Source organism: Peribacillus butanolivorans, from assembly GCF_001273755.1.
GTDB classification, from domain to species: Bacteria; Bacillota; Bacilli; order Bacillales; family DSM-1321; genus Peribacillus; species Peribacillus butanolivorans.
Genome location: NZ_LGYA01000001.1, coordinates 916,857 through 934,547, shown reverse-complemented (window position 1 = coordinate 934,547; position 17,691 = coordinate 916,857). Strand labels below are relative to the sequence as shown.

The 17,691-nt window shown below is 38.5% G+C and carries 16 protein-coding genes and 1 pseudogene; 10 read left to right on the top strand and 7 right to left on the bottom strand.

The window, feature by feature from the left end; all coding sequences use genetic code 11:
* Positions 1-175 precede the first annotated feature (175 nt).
* From AKG34_RS04470 to AKG34_RS04465, 3 genes are all read left to right on the top strand, one after another.
* On the top strand, positions 176-1,027 hold the full coding sequence (locus AKG34_RS04470) for a Cof-type HAD-IIB family hydrolase (RefSeq protein ID WP_152952241.1): 852 nt from the start codon (positions 176-178) through the stop codon (positions 1,025-1,027).
* Positions 1,028-1,130: 103 nt separating this feature from the next.
* Complete coding sequence (locus AKG34_RS28220) at positions 1,131-1,274, top strand: hypothetical protein (RefSeq protein WP_169787511.1); 144 nt, start codon at positions 1,131-1,133, stop codon at positions 1,272-1,274.
* Entirely contained in the window at positions 1,274-1,465 is a 192-nt protein-coding gene (locus AKG34_RS04465) for a DUF3813 domain-containing protein (protein ID WP_053344970.1), read from the top strand. Before AKG34_RS28220 ends, AKG34_RS04465 begins: the two co-directional genes overlap by 1 nt.
* A gap of 46 nt (positions 1,466-1,511) precedes the next feature.
* Here AKG34_RS04465 and AKG34_RS04460 read toward each other — a convergent pair.
* Positions 1,512-1,757: pseudogene (locus tag AKG34_RS04460) on the bottom strand (KGG domain-containing protein); the annotation flags it as partial.
* 140 nt (positions 1,758-1,897) lie between these two features.
* Positions 1,898-2,740 (bottom strand): YitT family protein, encoded by an 843-nt coding sequence (locus AKG34_RS04455; RefSeq protein WP_053344968.1) that lies wholly within the window; start codon positions 2,738-2,740, stop codon positions 1,898-1,900.
* A gap of 153 nt (positions 2,741-2,893) precedes the next feature.
* Between AKG34_RS04455 and AKG34_RS04450 the strand changes: the two genes are divergently transcribed.
* The 5 genes from AKG34_RS04450 to AKG34_RS04435 all read left to right on the top strand — a co-directional run bounded on the left by AKG34_RS04450 (position 2,894) and on the right by AKG34_RS04435 (position 6,683).
* Positions 2,894-3,760, top strand: coding sequence for a DegV family protein (locus tag AKG34_RS04450; RefSeq protein WP_053344967.1), 867 nt, complete (start codon positions 2,894-2,896; stop codon positions 3,758-3,760).
* A 68-nt stretch (positions 3,761-3,828) separates the two neighbouring features.
* Positions 3,829-3,960, top strand: coding sequence for a DUF3941 domain-containing protein (locus AKG34_RS27395; RefSeq protein WP_152952240.1), 132 nt, complete (start codon positions 3,829-3,831; stop codon positions 3,958-3,960).
* Positions 3,961-4,084: 124 nt separating this feature from the next.
* Positions 4,085-4,576, top strand: a complete 492-nt coding sequence (locus AKG34_RS04445) for a YajQ family cyclic di-GMP-binding protein (RefSeq protein ID WP_053344966.1) — start codon at positions 4,085-4,087, stop codon at positions 4,574-4,576.
* A gap of 330 nt (positions 4,577-4,906) precedes the next feature.
* Positions 4,907-5,776, top strand: coding sequence for an SDR family oxidoreductase (locus AKG34_RS04440; RefSeq protein ID WP_053344965.1), 870 nt, complete (start codon positions 4,907-4,909; stop codon positions 5,774-5,776).
* 118 nt (positions 5,777-5,894) lie between these two features.
* Positions 5,895-6,683: an MBL fold metallo-hydrolase gene (locus tag AKG34_RS04435; protein ID WP_053344964.1), complete on the top strand. Its 789-nt coding sequence runs from the start codon at positions 5,895-5,897 to the stop codon at positions 6,681-6,683.
* Positions 6,684-6,719: 36 nt separating this feature from the next.
* On the opposite strand, the gene AKG34_RS04430 is transcribed toward AKG34_RS04435, so the two are convergent.
* The 4 genes from AKG34_RS04430 to AKG34_RS04415 form a co-directional block, all read right to left on the bottom strand.
* Positions 6,720-7,763 carry a LacI family DNA-binding transcriptional regulator gene (locus AKG34_RS04430; protein WP_053344963.1) on the bottom strand — a complete coding sequence of 348 codons (1,044 nt, stop codon included), beginning with the start codon at positions 7,761-7,763 and terminating at the stop codon, positions 6,720-6,722.
* Positions 7,764-8,104: 341 nt separating this feature from the next.
* On the bottom strand, positions 8,105-9,754 hold the full coding sequence (locus AKG34_RS04425; protein ID WP_053344962.1) for a glycoside hydrolase family 13 protein: 1,650 nt from the start codon (positions 9,752-9,754) through the stop codon (positions 8,105-8,107).
* 79 nt (positions 9,755-9,833) lie between these two features.
* A complete protein-coding gene (locus AKG34_RS04420; protein ID WP_053344961.1) occupies positions 9,834-11,369 on the bottom strand; it encodes an alpha-amylase family glycosyl hydrolase in 1,536 nt (511 codons plus the stop codon).
* A 149-nt stretch (positions 11,370-11,518) separates the two neighbouring features.
* On the bottom strand, positions 11,519-12,763 hold the full coding sequence (locus tag AKG34_RS04415; protein WP_053347986.1) for an extracellular solute-binding protein: 1,245 nt from the start codon (positions 12,761-12,763) through the stop codon (positions 11,519-11,521).
* A gap of 395 nt (positions 12,764-13,158) precedes the next feature.
* Here AKG34_RS04415 and AKG34_RS04410 point away from each other — a divergent pair, with 395 nt between their 5' ends.
* Positions 13,159-14,910 carry a glycoside hydrolase family 13 protein gene (locus AKG34_RS04410; protein WP_053344960.1) on the top strand — a complete coding sequence of 584 codons (1,752 nt, stop codon included), beginning with the start codon at positions 13,159-13,161 and terminating at the stop codon, positions 14,908-14,910.
* Between the two features lie 43 nt (positions 14,911-14,953).
* On the opposite strand, the gene asnB is transcribed toward AKG34_RS04410, so the two are convergent.
* Positions 14,954-16,801 carry an asparagine synthase (glutamine-hydrolyzing) gene (gene asnB, locus AKG34_RS04405; RefSeq protein ID WP_053344959.1) on the bottom strand — a complete coding sequence of 616 codons (1,848 nt, stop codon included), beginning with the start codon at positions 16,799-16,801 and terminating at the stop codon, positions 14,954-14,956.
* Between the two features lie 297 nt (positions 16,802-17,098).
* Between asnB and AKG34_RS04400 the strand changes: the two genes are divergently transcribed.
* A complete protein-coding gene (locus AKG34_RS04400) occupies positions 17,099-17,665 on the top strand; it encodes a DUF2777 domain-containing protein (RefSeq protein WP_053344958.1) in 567 nt (188 codons plus the stop codon).
* Positions 17,666-17,691 lie beyond the last annotated feature (26 nt).

Genomic DNA, 17,691 nt, shown 5'->3' with positions numbered 1-17,691 from the left:
AAAGAAGCTTCAGAAGCTTTCTCAACAAATCTTTCGATGTCCCTTTGCTGATTCCCAGTCATGTACTATGCTTTAAATATTATAATCCTTCATATAGTAATATCATACAGGAATGCATAAAGAATGAAAAAGATTTACAATTACTTTAAAATAGTCTTAACAATATATGCATATAATGAAATCAAAAAGAACAGAAGGTGTGTACATGAATGAGAAACATTTAATCGTATTGGATCTTGATGGTACTTTACTTACTGATAATAAAACAATTTCTCCTAGGACTAAACAAACACTCCTAAAACTAAAAGAAAATGGGCACGAGGTTATGATCGCTACTGGGCGTCCTTTTCGCTCAAGTGAACTTTATTACCGGGAATTGGGATTGACTACACCAATCGTTAATTTCAATGGTGCTTTCGTGCATCACCCATTACAGACAAGCTGGGGGGTATACCATTCACCACTGGATATTAGTGTTGCGAAAGATATTGTAGAAGCTTGTGATCAATTTGAATATCACAACATAATTGCTGAAGTTCGTGATGAGGTATATGTCCATTATCATGATGAAAAGTTGATGGACATGTTCAATGTAGGAAATCCGATAATGAAGACGGGTGACTTACGTAATTTCCTTGAGGATTCACCCACATCGATGCTCATTCATACAGATAGTCAACATGTCGGCCAGATCCGCCAGCATTTATCTGATGTTCATGCAGAATTAGTTGATCATCGCCGCTGGGCAGAACCATTTCATATCATCGAAATTATTAAGAGCGGATTAAGTAAAGCGGTTGGTCTGCAACGTGTTTCCAACTATCTAGACATCCCAAAAGATAGAATTATCGCTTTCGGTGATGAAGATAATGACTTGGAAATGCTTGATTACGCTGGAACTGGTGTCGCAATGGGAAATGCTATTTCCCCAGTTAAAACTGTCGCAAATACAATGACACTGACAAATGAAGAAGATGGCATAGCAGTATTTCTTGAGGAAAAATTCAACTTGAAATCCAAATCCTAATCCGCCATTTTTTACCTTTATAAAATCTCTTTTTGAAGCCAAACTAATATGGACAACAGCTTCCTGTTATGTTGTCAAACGCTCAGAATCGGAGGAGATAAGCATGGGTAAAAGCAGACGATTTGTACAGCAAGGCAAACAAAGTGTTGCCAAGCATGCCGAAAGAATCCCTTATCACACTACGTTTGCAGAAGCTGAAAAAGACAGATTGAGAATTATGTCAGAACAAAGCTATGGTGGCTTCTAATGGGAAACAAATTATTCCAGAAAGCTAGAGAATTTGTTGAAGAAGCTCTCCACTCTGAGCATGATGGTGACCAGCAAAAAACTGAGGAAATCGCTAAAAATGCTCTTTCATCGGCTTTTGCCAATACGAATGAGGCTGAAAAAGAACAATTACGCGAACTTCAAGAGGAACTGGAAAACCATCCAAAATAAGTAAAAGCCTCCAGGATTCTGGAGGCTTTTACTTATTTTATTAGTAATTGTTTCGTGCTTTTCCACCTTTTTCACCGATTTCTTTATAAAAATCCTTTCCATGAGAATCGGAAGTAGCCTCTCCTCCCTTTTGTCCAATCTCTTGATAAAATTCTTTATCATGGTTGTCCGATGTAGCTTCGCCGCCTTTTTGTCCAATCTCCTGGTAAAAATCTCTATCGTGATTTTTCGAGGTGGCTTCGCCGCCTTTACGTCCTGCTTCTTCTCTACTCATTTTTTCTTTGTTAGCCATTACTATCACTCCTCATTAAGATTTAATATTGGCGCTACATTATTAAAATTAGCCGATTTGTACTGGCAATAAACGTAAAACACCGCCCTAACTCCATTTGTCATAGAAGTGTAATGGCCTTAAACTTTTTGTTAATATTCTTATTCCCTTCGGAAAGTACCAACAATTCCAGAAGTTTCGATGATATTGGTAAAAGCATGTGGATCAACTTCTTTAATGATCCGTTCCAGATCATACAGTTCATACCTTGTAATGACTATCAACAGCATTTCCTTACTTTCGTTTGTAAATGCTCCTTTTGCAGGTATCCTTGTAATACCGCGAACTAACTTAGCATGAATTGCCTGTTTAAGTTCTTCGCTTTTCTTTGTAATAATCATAGCTGTAAGCTTTTCATGACGTGTATGTATCGCGTCCACCACACGGGTTGATGTGTAAAGCGTAACAAGTGTATATAATGCTTTTTCCGGTCCATATACAGCGCCTGCCGTTACAATAATCACGCCATTTAACAGAAATAAATAAGTACCCACAGGCTTATCTTTCTTCCGTGACAGAAGCATCGCGATAATATCCATCCCGCCTGTTGATGCCCCGAATTTCAAGGTAATCCCAACTCCTACTGCAGCTATAACTCCGCCAAACACCGCGTTCAATAATATGTCCGGTGACCAGCGGGTAATTGGAATGATTTCCATGAAAAGAGACATTAAGATAACACTGAGAAAGCTATAAAAGGTAAAGGACTTTCCAACTTTTCTCCAAGCAATGATGGTTACTGGGATATTTAATAAAAGCAATAAAATCCCGGTCGATATATTAAAAGGTGCAAAAGACCCAATCATCCTTGATAGGAGCTGTGCCACCCCAGTAAATCCACTCGCATATACGTTAGCCGGGATTAAAAAAAAGTTCATCGCGATGGCATTCAAAAATGCACCAACTATTACTATGAGAATTTTCCTTATTTCACTTCTATACATCCTAAAAACCTCCATTTCACCCTAATTCTATTATCTTTTTACCCTTAATTATTTATTCTATTTATGAAGAGATTGAAATTTTGCCGTGACGTGCTACACTAAAAAAGAGCAAAACTCATTTACTAAAAATTGTAAAAAGAAAGCAGGTGTATTATGGCTATCACAATTCTTGCAGATAGTGCATGTGATTTGCCATTGTCTTTCTATAAGGAAAACAATGTATCATTAATCCCTTTACAAGTTCATCTTGATGGGGAGAATTATGAAGACCTACTTACTATTAATTCTCATGAAGTCTATCAAGCGATGATTGACGGAAAAGCTCCAAAAACATCGCAAGCTTCTCCGGAATACTTTATAGAACTTTTCACACAGTTTGCTAAGGAGAAAAGACAAGGTATCTATATTGCATTTTCCTCTGAGTTATCAGGAACTTATCAAACAGCTGTAATGATTCATAATCAGGTAAAAGATGAATACCCTGACCTGGACATTGAAATCGTCAATACGAAATGTGCGTCAATGGGAGTCGGGTTAATCGTAAAAAAGGCAGCCGAACTAGCAGCAAGCGGCGCCTCTAAAGAAGAGATTTTAGCTGACATCGAATTCCGCACTCATCATATGGAGCATCTATTCACAGTAGATAATCTTGAATACTTAGCTCGTGGCGGACGTATATCCAAAACATCTGCCCTTGTTGGCGGATTATTAAACATTAAACCGTTATTGCATGTTGAAGAAGGAAAGCTGGTTCCACTTGAAAAGATACGCGGTAAAAAGAAATTGATTAAACGAGTTATCGAATTAATGCATGAACGAGGCAAAAATTTGACAACCCAAACGATTGCTATCAGTCATGGTGACGATGCAGAAACCGCATTGGAGTGGAAGGACGCCATACAACATGAATTTGGGACAACTGAGTTCATGATTCATTCAATAGGTTCCGTAATTGGTGCACATGCCGGTCCTGGAACAATTGCTCTCTTCTTCTTAAACGATACCCCTGTGAAATCATAAACATACATACTCTCTTTCATAATTGTGAACAATATATATTGATCATGATTATGAAAGGGAGTTTTATTATGTCAAAAACAACTGATAACAATAAAAAGCCAAAAGATAACCAAGCTATAAATACTGAAAGAAATATCACTTATCAGGAAAACCTCGAAGCAGGTAAGCACTCTTATTCGAAGAAAACAGACCATAAATGAGGCAGGGGGCTGTCCCCTGCTTTTTTATATGAAGTTGTCGATATATACATATACAGCCTATATGGTTGTCTTCCTATCCTACTTTCTCTATAATAAAGGAAATAAACCCTGCTGGAGGTAAGTGATGGCAAAGGAAAATTCATTTGATATTGTATCCAAAGTAGACTTTTCAGAAGTAACAAATGCAGTGACTATGGCAATGAAAGAAATTCAGACCCGGTATGATTTTAAAGGAAGCTTAAGTAGCATTACCATTGATAAAGAAGACTTAGTTTTAGTATCTGACGATGAGTATAAACTCGATCAATTAAAGGATGTTTTAATTAGTAAGCTCATTAAACGTGACGTACCTATTAAGAACCTGGATTACGGAAAATTAGAAGGCGCTTCTGGTGGTACTGTTCGCCAACGGGCTAAACTCATTCAAGGCATCGATAAGGAACAAGCGAAAAAAATCAATACCATCATTAAAAACAGCGGACTTAAAGTGAAAAGTCAAATACAAGATGACCAAATCCGTGTAACTGGAAAAAACAGGGATGATCTACAAGGTATTATATCTGCTATCCGAGGCGCTGACCTATCCATTGACGTACAATTTTTAAATTACCGCTAATATTAGAGGCTCACCCACTATGGGTGGGTCTCTTTTTATGTTCTAGGACGCTCTCAGTCCTTTTTTCGAATGAATCACCTTAATGGAATATGTAAATGCTATTCATGTTCCCTTATATCCGAAGAATCTCATATACTTTTTACTTAGACATTATGCCCTTCTTCTAGGCTTTCTACAGGTCTTATATAAAAAATGATTTAATCTATTGTTTTAAGTTAAAGTAATGGGGATTTTACGCCAGATTTATTTTATTAGTTATTTTTACCATGTTTTCATATTCCAAAAGCAAGGAATAGAAATAGTGTAGATAATTAAACAGGAGGGGTTTTAATGACTAGTCAAAACCAAAATAAACAAGGATTTCCACCGCAACATCAACAGCATCAGCCTGGTGTGGAAACAAAAATGAATCCGAACCCCAAGTCGGTTAAATCTGAATATAAAGGAAGCGGCAAATTAAAAGGGAAAACCGCAATCATAACTGGCGGAGATAGCGGAATAGGTAAATCCGTCGCTATCTATTACGCAAAAGAAGGAGCTAATGTTGCAATTGCATACTTGGATGAACATCAGGATGCTAAAACAACAAAAGAATTGGTCGAAAAAGAGGGACAGAAATGTTTACTCATTTCCGGAGATATTGGTGATGAAGCCTTTTGTCAGGATGTCGTTAAAAAAACTATCGATGAGTTCGGCGGTTTGGATATTCTAGTCAACAACGCAGGTGAACAACACGTTCAGACAAGCATTCTTGATATTTCAGCTGAACAATTAGAAAAAACGTTCCGTACTAATATCTTCTCGATGTTCCACTTAACAAAAGCTGCGTTGAAACATCTCAAAAAAGGAAGCAGCATTATTAATACAACCTCTATCACAGCCTATCAAGGTAATCCAAAATTAATCGATTACTCATCAACTAAAGGCGCAATTTTAGCATTCACAAGAGCACTTTCGAATTCTATTTCAAAAGATGGAATCAGAGTTAATGGTGTTGCTCCAGGTCCAATCTGGACTCCACTTATTCCTGCCTCATTCGGGGAAGTAGATGTTGCCAAATTCGGTCAAAATACACCTATGGGCCGCGCTGGCCAGCCAGAAGAATTAGCACCTGCCTATGTATATCTGGCAAGCGATGATTCATCCTATGTCAGTGGACAAGTTATCCATGTTAACGGTGGTACCGTTGTAAACGGATAATGAAATAAACTTCAAAAGCAGTGGTTTTCGTATATGAAAACCACTGTTTTTTTCATTATTTACGAAGGATTTTGACTGAACATATAGAAATCTAAGTCTAAGTGAGGAGTGATTTTATTTGACGTACATTGTGGATCCATGGTTTACCGTTCAAGAATTAGACTCGAAAACGTTTGCGATCAGTGAATATGGTCATTGGGAGAAGGTACATTCTTTTTTACTGCTGGGAGAGAACCAAGCTGCGTTAATTGATACAGGGTTAGGCATAGATACGATTAAACGGATAACAGACCAGTTAACAGATCTTCCTATTATCGTCTTGACGACACATGTGCATGCAGATCATATTGGGAGTCACGGTGATTTTGATACTATTTATGTTCATAATGATGATGCCGACTGGCTGATTAACGGAATTAAAGGATTGTCATTGAAACAAATAAGAAAGGATATGTCTCGCGATATCACCATACCCGTCCCAGAATTATTTGATCCTTTTACATACAAGCCATACCAAGGGCATCCTGATAAGCTCCTTTCAGATGGGGATACTATTGATATAGGAAACCGGATCTTACGTATTTTTCACACACCGGGGCATTCCCCGGGACACATCTCAATCTTAGATTATAAAACAGGATATTTATTTACCGGTGATTTACTTTATGCCGAGACTCCAATTTACGCCTTTTATCCCTCAACAGACCCAGTAGACCTTGTTAATTCATTGAAAAAAATTGCTAAGATCAAAGGAGTTTCCAAAATCTACGGAGGACATAACCAACTCGGTCTCGAACCAAAGATTTTTGATGAAGTCCTGGAAGCCGTTCAGTACCTTAAAGAGAACAAACTAGCCAAACACGGAACCGGTGTCCATACATTCAAAAGCTTCAGTGTACAATTTTAATAAAAGAACATTGCTTTTACACAATGCTCTTTTTGTTTAATAAGTCATAGCCATCGCTCCTTGCTTTATTGGTCTGCAAGAATGTCTTTCCACAAAATGATGGGGAATAATGGACCCTGCCGGAGTATCACCATTCTGTAATTTTTGAATGATGCTTTTAGCGGCCTGATATCCTAAATCGAAAATGTTAATATCTACAGAAGTTAGGGCAGGTAGCGATAGCTCAGAGAAAAGAACATTATTAAAGCTGACAATTGACATTTCCTCAGGAGTCCGTACGCCCATCGCTCGAAGAGAATGTACGACTCCTAGTGCCATAAGATCATCACTGACGATAAGAGCGGTTGGTGGCTCGTCAATCGATAGTAATCTTTTCGCTGCTGCTAGTCCACCTTCATGTAAAAAATCCTCATGTATAGTATATTCCCTTCTTGGAACGATACCAGCCCTTTTTAATGCACGTTCATATCCTAATAATCGATCGAGGGTCATCACAAAAGTTACATCTCCTCCAATGAATCCAATCCTTTCATGGCCTAATTGAATGAGATAGTCAGTTGCCTGTTCGGCAGCCAAGACATTATCGTTATCAACATACGTTATCTCCTCAATAAAATCATAGGGTTTCCCAATGACAACAAATGGAAAATCCCTTGCTTGTAAATAGGTTAGAATGTGATCATTCATCCTTGAATACATAAGGATAATTCCATCCACCATTCCCCCTTGAACCATATTCACGACTCCTTCGTAGACTTCCTCCTCTGTTTTCCCCGTGCTTAGTAACAGAGAGTAATGCTCTTCCTGAGCCCCTTCACTAAGACCCTGGAGGATAGCCGGAAAAAATGGATTTTGATAAAAAACGTTTGACGAACTTGGTAACACCAATCCAATGATCCTAGTTGATTGATTAGCAAGACTACGAGCAATGAAGTTTGGATGATATCCTAACTTTTCCATTGCCTTACGAACTCGTACCTTTGTTTTTTCACTTATCCGAGGATTATTAGCAATCACTCGAGAAACTGTTGAAGGAGCAACATTCGCCAGTTGTGCCACATCTTTTATCGTGACGGCCATGCGTTTCCCCTCTCCCCTCTTTAGCCTTTATTGACTTCATTCAAAAAAAAGGTGAAAACCAATAAACACTTTTCTAATTTATTTTATAATTATACATTTGTATGTATCTATAATACACTCACTTCAATAGTTATATCCATACTTTTTTAACTGTTTTCAACAATTTTCAGAAAATACTTACTTTTTTATTTTTTACTTCTCTTTTAAAAATCAAAAAGAAGCTGATTTAAGATCAGCTTCTAAAAAACAGCAGGTGTCTTTGGGTGAGGACAGAAGTCAGACGACTAACAATACTGGATTTAAAGCTTATTTCCATTTAAAATTCAGAAAGGTATTACAGGTTAATAACGATAAATCCTTGTTTCATATGGTCGCAAATTAACCATTGTTTCTTCCGGACAATTATCATAATTCGCTAGTAAAAGTTCCATTTTCCCCCAATGAGACAGGTCAATTTGATGATGATTTGTGCTAAAGTTGCATACAACCTTGGCTGAATCACCATTCATATTCCTTGTATAAATATAAAGTTCAGGATGGTCTTCCCATAATAATTCATATTCTCCGTAAACAAAAACCTGGTGTTTTTTTCGAAGTTCGATCATCTTTTTGTAAAAATGATAAATAGAAGATGGATTATTCTTCTGCTGTTCTACGTTAATGGCCCGATAATTGGAGTTGACCTTCATCCACGGTGTGCCATCCGTAAACCCACCATTTTTCTTATCGTTCCATTGCATTGGTGTTCGAGAATTATCACGGCCGCTATGCCATATGATGTGCATGATTTCATCATGTGAACGACCTTTGGAGGTCTCAATCCGGTAAAAATTTTTCATTCCGACATCATCATAATCATCTATCGAATCAAATTGGACATTCGTCATACCTATTTCCTGACCTTGATAAATAAACGGAGTCCCCTGCATGAAAAAGTATAGGGCCCCAATCATTTTCGCACTTTCCAACCAATATTGATGATCATTTCCCCATGTCGATACACTTCTAGGTTGGTCATGATTTTCAAAAAATAAAGCATTCCATCCTTTGTTTTGCAGCCCTTTTTGCCATTTAGTCATGGTACGTTTTAGACCATTAACGTCAACATTCTGATTCTGTCCACGATTCCAAAGTCCAAGGTGCTCGAATTGAAAAATCATGTTGAACTTTCCATTCACTTCTCCGACCCAATCTTCCGCCTGCTCAATCCTGACACCATTGGCCTCACCGACCGTCATGATATCATATTTAGAAAAAGTCTCATCTTTTAATTCCTGTAGATAATCCAGAATCCCTTCCTGATTGGTATGCATTTCAAAGGCAGGTATATACTGATGCCAATACGGATTAGGCATATCCGGTAGGCCTTCACGCTTATGAATATGTGTAATTGCATCTATTCGAAAGCCATCAATGCCTTTATCGAGCCACCAATTAACCATTTTATACAGAGCCTGCCTTACATCTTTGTTTTTCCAGTTTAAGTCTGGCTGCTTTTCTGCAAATAGGTGTAAATAGAATTGATTGGTCAATTCATCGAATTTCCAAGCACTTCCGGAAAAAATACTTTCCCAATTATTCGGTTCCCGGCCATCTTGGCCATCTCTCCAAACATACCAATCTCGTTTCGGATTATCTCGGGAGGAACGCGACTCAACGAACCATGGATGTTCGTCACTTGTATGGTTCAAAACAAGATCAAGTATCACTCTCATGCCACGTTGGTGAACCTCTTTCAACAGAAGTTCAATGTCTTCAATCGAACCAAACTCTTCAGAAACTGCCTGATAATCACTAATATCATAGCCGTTATCTGCATTGGGTGACTTATAAAATGGACAAATCCAAATAACATCGATTCCAAGTTCCTGCAGATAATCCAGCTTTGAAATTAACCCCCTTAAATCTCCCACTCCATCACCATTACTATCCATAAAGCTACGGGGATAGACTTGATAACAAACCGCTTCTTTCCACCAGGTCTTATTCATGTTGTAACCTCCCGATTCTGTTTTCCACAAAGCCAAGGGGACAATGTTTTGCAGCTACCAAAAATCGAGAGGTATATGATTATTTTGGCTGGTTTCGTTTTGAACGTTTAATAACCAAAGCAATAAATATACCAAATATAACAAGAACCAATCCTATAACAAACAGGTAAGGAATATTTATAATCGACTTAGGTGATAGAGTGTAGACTTCTGTCGTCTCCCTGTCGATTACGATTGAGTAGCTGTTGTCCTTACTACGGACCAGATCCCCATTCAGCATACCTCTCAACTCTTTATTCTTTTCAAGTTCCTTATCAGTGAGGATTATCGATTGAGTTTCAGTCGTATTATTCATAGCGACAACTATTGTTTCATCACCATAGACGCGCTTGAATACCGCTGTTCCTCCCTTTTCATATAAAAGCTCCATATCCCCTTTTGTCAAAGCAGGATACATGTCTCTAAGTTCAGAAAGCTTCGTTATATAATCCACTAATTCCTGTTCCGTCTTGAAATCCATTAATTTATGATTATCAGGGGCCTTATCGCCGTTTAAGGCAATTTCCGATCCATAAAATACGATTGGTACTCCTGGTATCGTATAAAGATATGATAACGCCATTTTCCACCGTGTACCTGGGTTTTCATTATGATCAGCTGCAGCCTTCGTAAAACGAGGCATGTTCTGAGTATCCATAAACAATCCCTGCGAACCTTTGCTCTCGCTTACATCTTCACTTTTCACAAATGCATCAAACACCGGGTTCAAATCATTATCTGGCGCAGCAAATGTCTCCTTTAACTCAACATTTTGCGGATAAGCCATAAAAGCATCGATACCCGTTTTCTTATAGCTTGAAATCAAGTCGGCATCACCTTGAACATCGCCAATTGTATAGAAATTTGATTTTTCAGACTTGACAGTTTCGACAAAATCCTTCCAGAAATCCTTTGCTACGTATTGGACTTTATTCAGACGGTACCCATCAATATCCGTTTCCGTAATCCACCATTTGGCAGCATCAAGCAAATAATCTCGCGTTTCCTTGTTATCCTGATTCAAATCCGGAAGGCCATCGATCCAGGCTGTTTCCAAATCTTCCTGATTACTGTCATTAGAAATCTCTTTTTCTTCATGGAACCAGTCTTGTTTATTAGGATCAGTTAACCAAGAATGATTAGGTCCCACATTATTGGCCTGAAAGTCAATAATTACTTTCATATCACGGTTATGAGCCTCATTCACAAGTTTTTTAAATTCTTTAATCGTACCGTAGTGCTTATCTGTTTTATAAAAATCGTTAACCCAATCCCCATGATAGCCATTTTCTTCATTAGCGAAAATCGGCGATAGGATGATAGCGGTATATCCCATATCTTTTAAATAATTTAGTTTCTTTGTAATACCTTCAAAATCTCCACCATTAAAAGCAGAAGGATTATTTACATCCGCATCTCCATTATTTTGTGTATTACCATCGAAAAATCGGTCGATCATTAATGAATATACGATTTCGTCCTTCCATGTTCGTTGTTCTTTTTCAGCTGCTCCTACTGGAATGGCGTAAAAAAGAAGCAACGGAATTAAAGCGAGTGATAACACTCTTTTTCTCATATCCGCTCTCCTCCTAGCTATCTCTTTACGCCTTTAAGATTAGCCTTTTGCCCCCATAACGTCAAATCCAAATTATAAAAATCTTTACACTAAAGGGACAAAATGGAGATACAAATGAACGTTGTCGAATTGGAAAAAGTAATTCGCAATTAATATTCTTTTTTTATCCTCTTTACTGCTTCATCTAAAGTCCTTTTCGGCTTTGTTTTTCCAGAAGCTATCTCTTTCATGGCAGATTTCATCGGCTTCCATACTTCATTCATTTCCGGTATATTAGGCACAGGTTCAGCATATTGTAATTGTATGCTTAAGGCTTGTGCTCTTTCACTTTCATTGATTGCTTCATTGTTCATGATAGATTTTACAGGAGGTATTTCTCCTGTTTTTTTATAGCGGAGCATTGCATATTTATCTTTTGTCAAAAATTCTACTAACTTTGTAGACCAGTAAGGATATTTTGTGAAGGCTGTTACATGCCATCCTTTGATATCCATGAACGTTTTCATCGGCTGGCCATTTGGCAATACAGGCAATGGCGCCACCCCTGTATTCTTCCTATCAGAAAGTGTACTACCTCTACTCATGAAAGAAGCCAATTTCCCTTCTATAAACAACTTCTCTATCCCTGCTTCGTCCCCTTTTGGCATCACATCTGCTTTATACCATTTTTGAATATACTTAGCACCCTTTACAGCACTTTTATTATTTAATCCGATGTTCGTAGGATCTAGATTCCCATCTTTTTCTTTAAATACATAACCGCCCATCCCGGCCATTATTCCATACGCATCATATAAGTCATTCCAGTCAGCATAGAAACCATATACTTTTCCTTTTCTCAATTCCTTCGCCTTTTTATATAAATCATCCATCGTTTCAGGAACGTTAGCCATTAATTTTTTGTTGTAAATTAAAACAGAGGATACAGCGGACTTTGGAAGTCCAAAAACCTTTCCTTGATACATTTCGGCTGGGATTGAGGATTCAATAAAGGTATTTAGTACGTCTTCATTCACCTTCAGTTCCTGAATCAGACCTTCTTCTACAATCTGCCCGACCTTTTCATGCGAAAAAGTCACTACATCTGGAGCTTTCCCGATTGGCCCATTGCGACGAAGTTGATCATACATCTCATTAGCCATTTCTATCTCTTCATATTCAACCTTGATTCCGTATTTCTTTTCAAATGCTTCAATCGCCGGCTTTAGACCATTTGCTTTACCTTTTTCCTCCCAAACGATCAATTTTTCTGGCTTCGCTTCATTCGTGTCTTCTTTTTCGATTTTTTTATTTTCTTTTACTATTTTACTTTCCAATTCTGAGCTGGATTCACAAGCACTTCCAATAACAATCAAGAACATGGACATGAATAAATGAAAAATCAACTTCTTCACTTTCATTCTCCTTTTTAAAATGTTTATTCTATCATGTCCAAAAGCACCAGATTGTTTACACTTCAGTTTGCCAGCCCATCTAATCGAATAAAGTTTTTTAATAATGAAAGCGGCACCAGATCCTTCTGTTATCATTATATGAAAGGCTTCGATTTTTACAACATTTTCCTTTATCTATTTATTTTCTTGTAGTGATGAGTACTTTTTGTTATTTTTTAATTAATAGGTGCTTTTTTCTATTAATTGGGTATATAACCATATTGGAAAAATAGCATTTAATACTACTTAAAAATGGCTAATTTTAACTACATATAGAAACCTCATAACAGCCTAAAATTCCCTGTTTTCAATATTAATTTCCTCAAATACTCTTTTAAGAATTGGAGTGGTTTTCTATGGAACGTTCATCCATCCATCATAGAGCTAATGACAATTACGCTTATACCACCAACGCTGAAACTCTTCATATCCGACTTCGTACAAAAAAACAGGATATCTCATACGCCGGACTTATTTTTGGAGACCCATATATTTCGGATAAAGGACAATGGCAGCATGAAGAAAAAGCAATGAGCATCTCCGGCAGCGATAACCATTATGATTATTGGCATATTTATGTGAAGCCTCCCTATCGAAGGATTCGGTATGGATTTAAAGTTCACTCCGGAGATGAAGAGGTCATTTACACGGAAAAGGGATTCTTTAATGAACCTCCGAATGACCCCGGGAGCTATTTCGCCATCCCCTATCTTCATCAAAATGAAGTATTTGGGGCACCAGAATGGGTCAAAGATACTATTTGGTATCAAATATTCCCCGAACGCTTTGCGAACGGAAACCCTAACAACGATCCTGAAGGTGCAAAACCTTGGGGTAGTGAAGACCCGACCGTAGATAATTTTTTTGGTGGAGACTTCGAAGGAATCATTGAACACCTTGATTATTTAGAGGAACTTGGCATTAACGGAATCTATTTTACGCCGATCTTCCTAGCATACTCTAACCATAAATACGATACGATTGATTATCGGGAAATTGATCCGCAATTCGGAACAAAGGAGACTTTGAAAACACTAATCGAGGAATGCCATAAACGGAATATCCGTGTCATGCTGGATGCCGTTTTTAACCATAGTGGATACTACTTTCCTCCTTTCCAGGATCTCCTTGAAAAAGGCGAGATCTCAGAATATAAGGATTGGTTTCATCCTCACGGCTTTCCTCTAAAAGGAGGGGAAAGACCTAATTATGAAACATTCGGTTTTTTTGAATCGATGCCAAAATTGAATACTGCGAATCCGGATGTAAAAAAATATCTGCTCGAAGTCTCAACTTATTGGATTGAGGAGTTCGATATAGACGGCTGGAGACTCGATGTAGCCAATGAAGTAGATCAACCATTCTGGCGTGAATTCCGAAAAACGGTTAAAGATATCAAACCTGATCTTTATATTCTCGGTGAAATTTGGCACGACTCCATGCCGTGGCTACGCGGCGATCAGTTTGATGCCGTCATGAATTACCCTTTTACTAACCATGTTTTCCGCCTGGTCGCTTCGCAAACCATCCATGCGCGCCAGTTTATTGAGGAAATGACAGCGGTCTATCAAAGTTATCCCACTAATGTTTTTGACGTGATGTTCAATCTTCTCGGTAGCCATGATACACCTAGGATTTTCACGGATTGTGGGGAAGACGTAGCTCGAGCTAAGCTCATCCACGCTATCTTGCTGACATTCAATGGCAGTCCCTGTATATATTACGGAGATGAAATTGGCTTAACCGGAGGCCAAGATCCAGGTTGCCGCAAATGTATGGTTTGGGAAGAAGAAAAACAGAATAGCGAGCTTCTTAATGAAATTAAAGCTTTAATTCTGTTAAGAAAAGAGGAACGATTGCTTGCAAATGATGGAAAGTTTAAATTCCTTGATACAACCGGAAACGGAAATATAGTTGCCTACCAAAAGTACAACGATGCTCGTTCTGTCGTGATACTAATTAATCCGACGGATGTCCAGCAATCATTTACGCTTCCTTTTGATTTAGAAGGCCGTTCACTTACAGATTTAAGGACAAAAGAAACAACGAAGGATAGTCAATTTGAAATAGATGGCTATCAATATAAAATTCTCGCATTTAATCATTGAGAAAAGAGAAACGGGGCAAAGAATATCATCCTGCCCCGTTTTTTCATTCAATAATCTGAATATCATATTCCTTGAACCACACATGAGTTTGCGCCAAATGGGCCAGTAACTGAGGGCCAGACATCAATTGCCCGAACCACGGTACCTTAAAGGCAGCACCTTTAGAATCTACAATATCGGTTAGCTTCTGTTTATCGAAAAACTCATGCAGGACCGAACTTTTGTCCGTTAGTAAGTCTTTCAGCCACCCTTGAACACGGTCCGTATATATCGGGTTATGGGTTTTAGGGTATGGACTTTTTTTACGGTACAAAACCTCATCCGGTAACAATCCTTCCAATGCTTTTCGCAGTATCCCCTTTTCACGGTTTCCAGCCATTTTCATTTCCCAAGGAATGTTCCATGCATATTCCACAAGGCGATGATCGGCAAACGGCACGCGAACCTCGAGGCTGGCTCCCATACTCATTCGATCCTTCCGATCAAGAAGTGTCGTCATAAACCATAATAAATTCACGTAGAAAAGCTCCCTGCGCTTTGCCGCTTCACCACTTTCTCCTTCCAATCTAGGTGTTTCAGCAACAGTTGTTAAATAGGCTTCTTGCGCATATTCTTCCAACCTTAATTTCTCACGCCAGCCCGCTTTCAATAAAGATACCCGCTCTCCGGTCGATCTCATCCATGGAAACCCAGCACGATTCAAATCGTCTTCACGATGAAACCATGGATAACCGCCGAAGATTTCATCCGCGCACTCTCCAGATAGACCCACGACAAAATCCTGCTTAATTTCCTTACAAAACCAAAGCAAAGAAGAATCGACATCCGCCATGCCGGGGAGGTCACGGACATGAACCGCTTCGGTTAGATAATCTGTTAGCTGTTCTTGAGTAATTATCGATGAATGGTGCACCGTATTAAAGGTATCCGACATCTTTTTAATCCAGTGCCCATCAGAGTTAGGCTGGAAATCATTAGCCTTAAAATATCTTTCATTATCTTCATAATCAATAGAATACGTATGAAGCGGGCCTTTCCCTTCTTTTTGATAGGCATTTGCAGCAATAGCCGTAATAGCGCTTGAGTCCAGTCCTCCTGACAAGAAGGTACATAGTGGAACATCAGATACGAGTTGTCGCGTCACTGCATCTTTAACAAGGAAGCGGACCTTCTCAGCCGTCTCATCGAGGGTATCTCGATGGTCTTCACTTTTCACATTCCAATACCTCCAAATCCGGAGCCCTTTCCTTGATAAGGTAAGCGCATGGGCAGGTCTTAACTCCTGGATATTATGAAATACACCTGATCCTGGCTTTCGGGAAGGACCAACGCCAAACACTTCAGATAAGCCTTCGCGGTCGATCTCCGTTTTGACGTCAGGATGGGCAAGGATTGCTTTTAATTCCGAACCAAAAATGAGCCCACCGTCTCTTTCGGCATAAAAGAATGGCTTTACTCCCATCCGATCTCTTCCAATGAATAATTTCTGTTCTTTTTCATCCCAAATCGCAAACGCAAAAATCCCATTAAACAAGTCGACACATTTTTCTTTCCATTCTATATAAGAAGTTAGTAAAACTTCTGTATCAGAATGACCTTTAAAGGAATATCCTTTTAATAATAGCTGTTTTCGAATGTCTTCGGTGTTATATAGCTCTCCATTATAACAAAGCGTATATCTGCCGTATTCGTGTTCTTTCGTCATCGGCTGTTTTCCGCCTTCTGCATCAACAACCGTCAACCTTTTATGACCAAAAGCAACATGGGCTTCGCTCCAAACATTTTCCTCATCCGGGCCCCGCTTTGCCAACGTTTTTGTCATATTTTCAAGTGTTTTTGTTTCTGTCCGTAAATCCTTTTGAAAATGCACCCAGCCTGTAATCCCACACATCACACTTCATCCTTTCTATCCGGTCTATCAAAAAATATATCCGTCCCTATATTTCTGAATTTGAGCGCCAATTGCAAAGAAATCTTAAGTATTTATTAGCATGATTCCGTGGGACTCCCCTACCCTCAACGTTCATGTAGATAATGAATTGTTGAGCAAAGCATCCACTGTTTAAACATAGCCTATGCAAAGACGGAAAGTTGGTTATTTGTCCATAATATTTTAAAATATACAGTTATATTTTCATTGGATTTTGACTAAAAAGTAGGTGAGGATTCCACTATTGGAGGTATATGTATGAGTCAGCAACAACGAGCTAATTTAATGAACAGACAAACGAGAGCTTTTACCGAAGGAACAGTGGAAAATATCAATCAACAATGGATTTTTTTTGATGATGAAACTGATGAGGCTTGTTCCATTGAAGACCACATTGACAGTATCATCGAAGTGTACAGGGGGGGCCGTTGGCAGCAAGGAGTGGTAGAAGAAGAGGGGAAAATCCTCCTTCATCGAGAAATAACCTTCTTAAGAGAAAATGAACCCATCCGGATTCGCAAAAAACTGCTTTACTCTTTTGAAAGATTATTGGAAGAATTGAACGACGACTCTTTTTTTCAATTTGTAACGACCTTAAATTCACTCGATTTTTCTATTTATGATTGTATATATAGCTATAATCAGCTCACTTTTTTAAGGGCACTCTCTAACCAGTCCGGGGTAAACTTCTTCACCTTTGATAATGAAGCCCAAATTTGCCTCGTTCAGCACCACTTTTCATATGGTAAAAAGGATCACGATCGCTTTGAGTTCACCCTGAACACAGGAAAACGGATCATCATAGAAAAAGTGAATTCACAATAAAAAAATATAACTACAATTCCCACCAG

Excerpts from the sequence above, each read along its gene's own strand:
- AKG34_RS04470 (WP_152952241.1), top strand. The coding sequence starts at position 176 with ATGAAATCAAAAAGAACAGAAGGTGTGTACATGAATGAGAAACATTTA.
- AKG34_RS28220 (WP_169787511.1), top strand. The coding sequence starts at position 1,131 with ATGGGTAAAAGCAGACGATTTGTACAGCAAGGCAAACAAAGTGTTGCC.
- AKG34_RS04465 (WP_053344970.1), top strand. The coding sequence starts at position 1,274 with ATGGGAAACAAATTATTCCAGAAAGCTAGAGAATTTGTTGAAGAAGCT.
- AKG34_RS04455 (WP_053344968.1), bottom strand. The coding sequence starts at position 2,740 with ATGTATAGAAGTGAAATAAGGAAAATTCTCATAGTAATAGTTGGTGCA.
- AKG34_RS04450 (WP_053344967.1), top strand. The coding sequence starts at position 2,894 with ATGGCTATCACAATTCTTGCAGATAGTGCATGTGATTTGCCATTGTCT.
- AKG34_RS27395 (WP_152952240.1), top strand. The coding sequence starts at position 3,829 with ATGTCAAAAACAACTGATAACAATAAAAAGCCAAAAGATAACCAAGCT.
- AKG34_RS04445 (WP_053344966.1), top strand. The coding sequence starts at position 4,085 with ATGGCAAAGGAAAATTCATTTGATATTGTATCCAAAGTAGACTTTTCA.
- AKG34_RS04440 (WP_053344965.1), top strand. The coding sequence starts at position 4,907 with ATGACTAGTCAAAACCAAAATAAACAAGGATTTCCACCGCAACATCAA.
- AKG34_RS04430 (WP_053344963.1), bottom strand. The coding sequence starts at position 7,763 with ATGGCCGTCACGATAAAAGATGTGGCACAACTGGCGAATGTTGCTCCT.
- AKG34_RS04425 (WP_053344962.1), bottom strand. The coding sequence starts at position 9,754 with ATGAATAAGACCTGGTGGAAAGAAGCGGTTTGTTATCAAGTCTATCCC.
- AKG34_RS04420 (WP_053344961.1), bottom strand. The coding sequence starts at position 11,369 with ATGAGAAAAAGAGTGTTATCACTCGCTTTAATTCCGTTGCTTCTTTTT.
- AKG34_RS04410 (WP_053344960.1), top strand. The coding sequence starts at position 13,159 with ATGGAACGTTCATCCATCCATCATAGAGCTAATGACAATTACGCTTAT.
- asnB (WP_053344959.1), bottom strand. The coding sequence starts at position 16,801 with ATGTGTGGGATTACAGGCTGGGTGCATTTTCAAAAGGATTTACGGACA.
- AKG34_RS04400 (WP_053344958.1), top strand. The coding sequence starts at position 17,099 with ATGAGTCAGCAACAACGAGCTAATTTAATGAACAGACAAACGAGAGCT.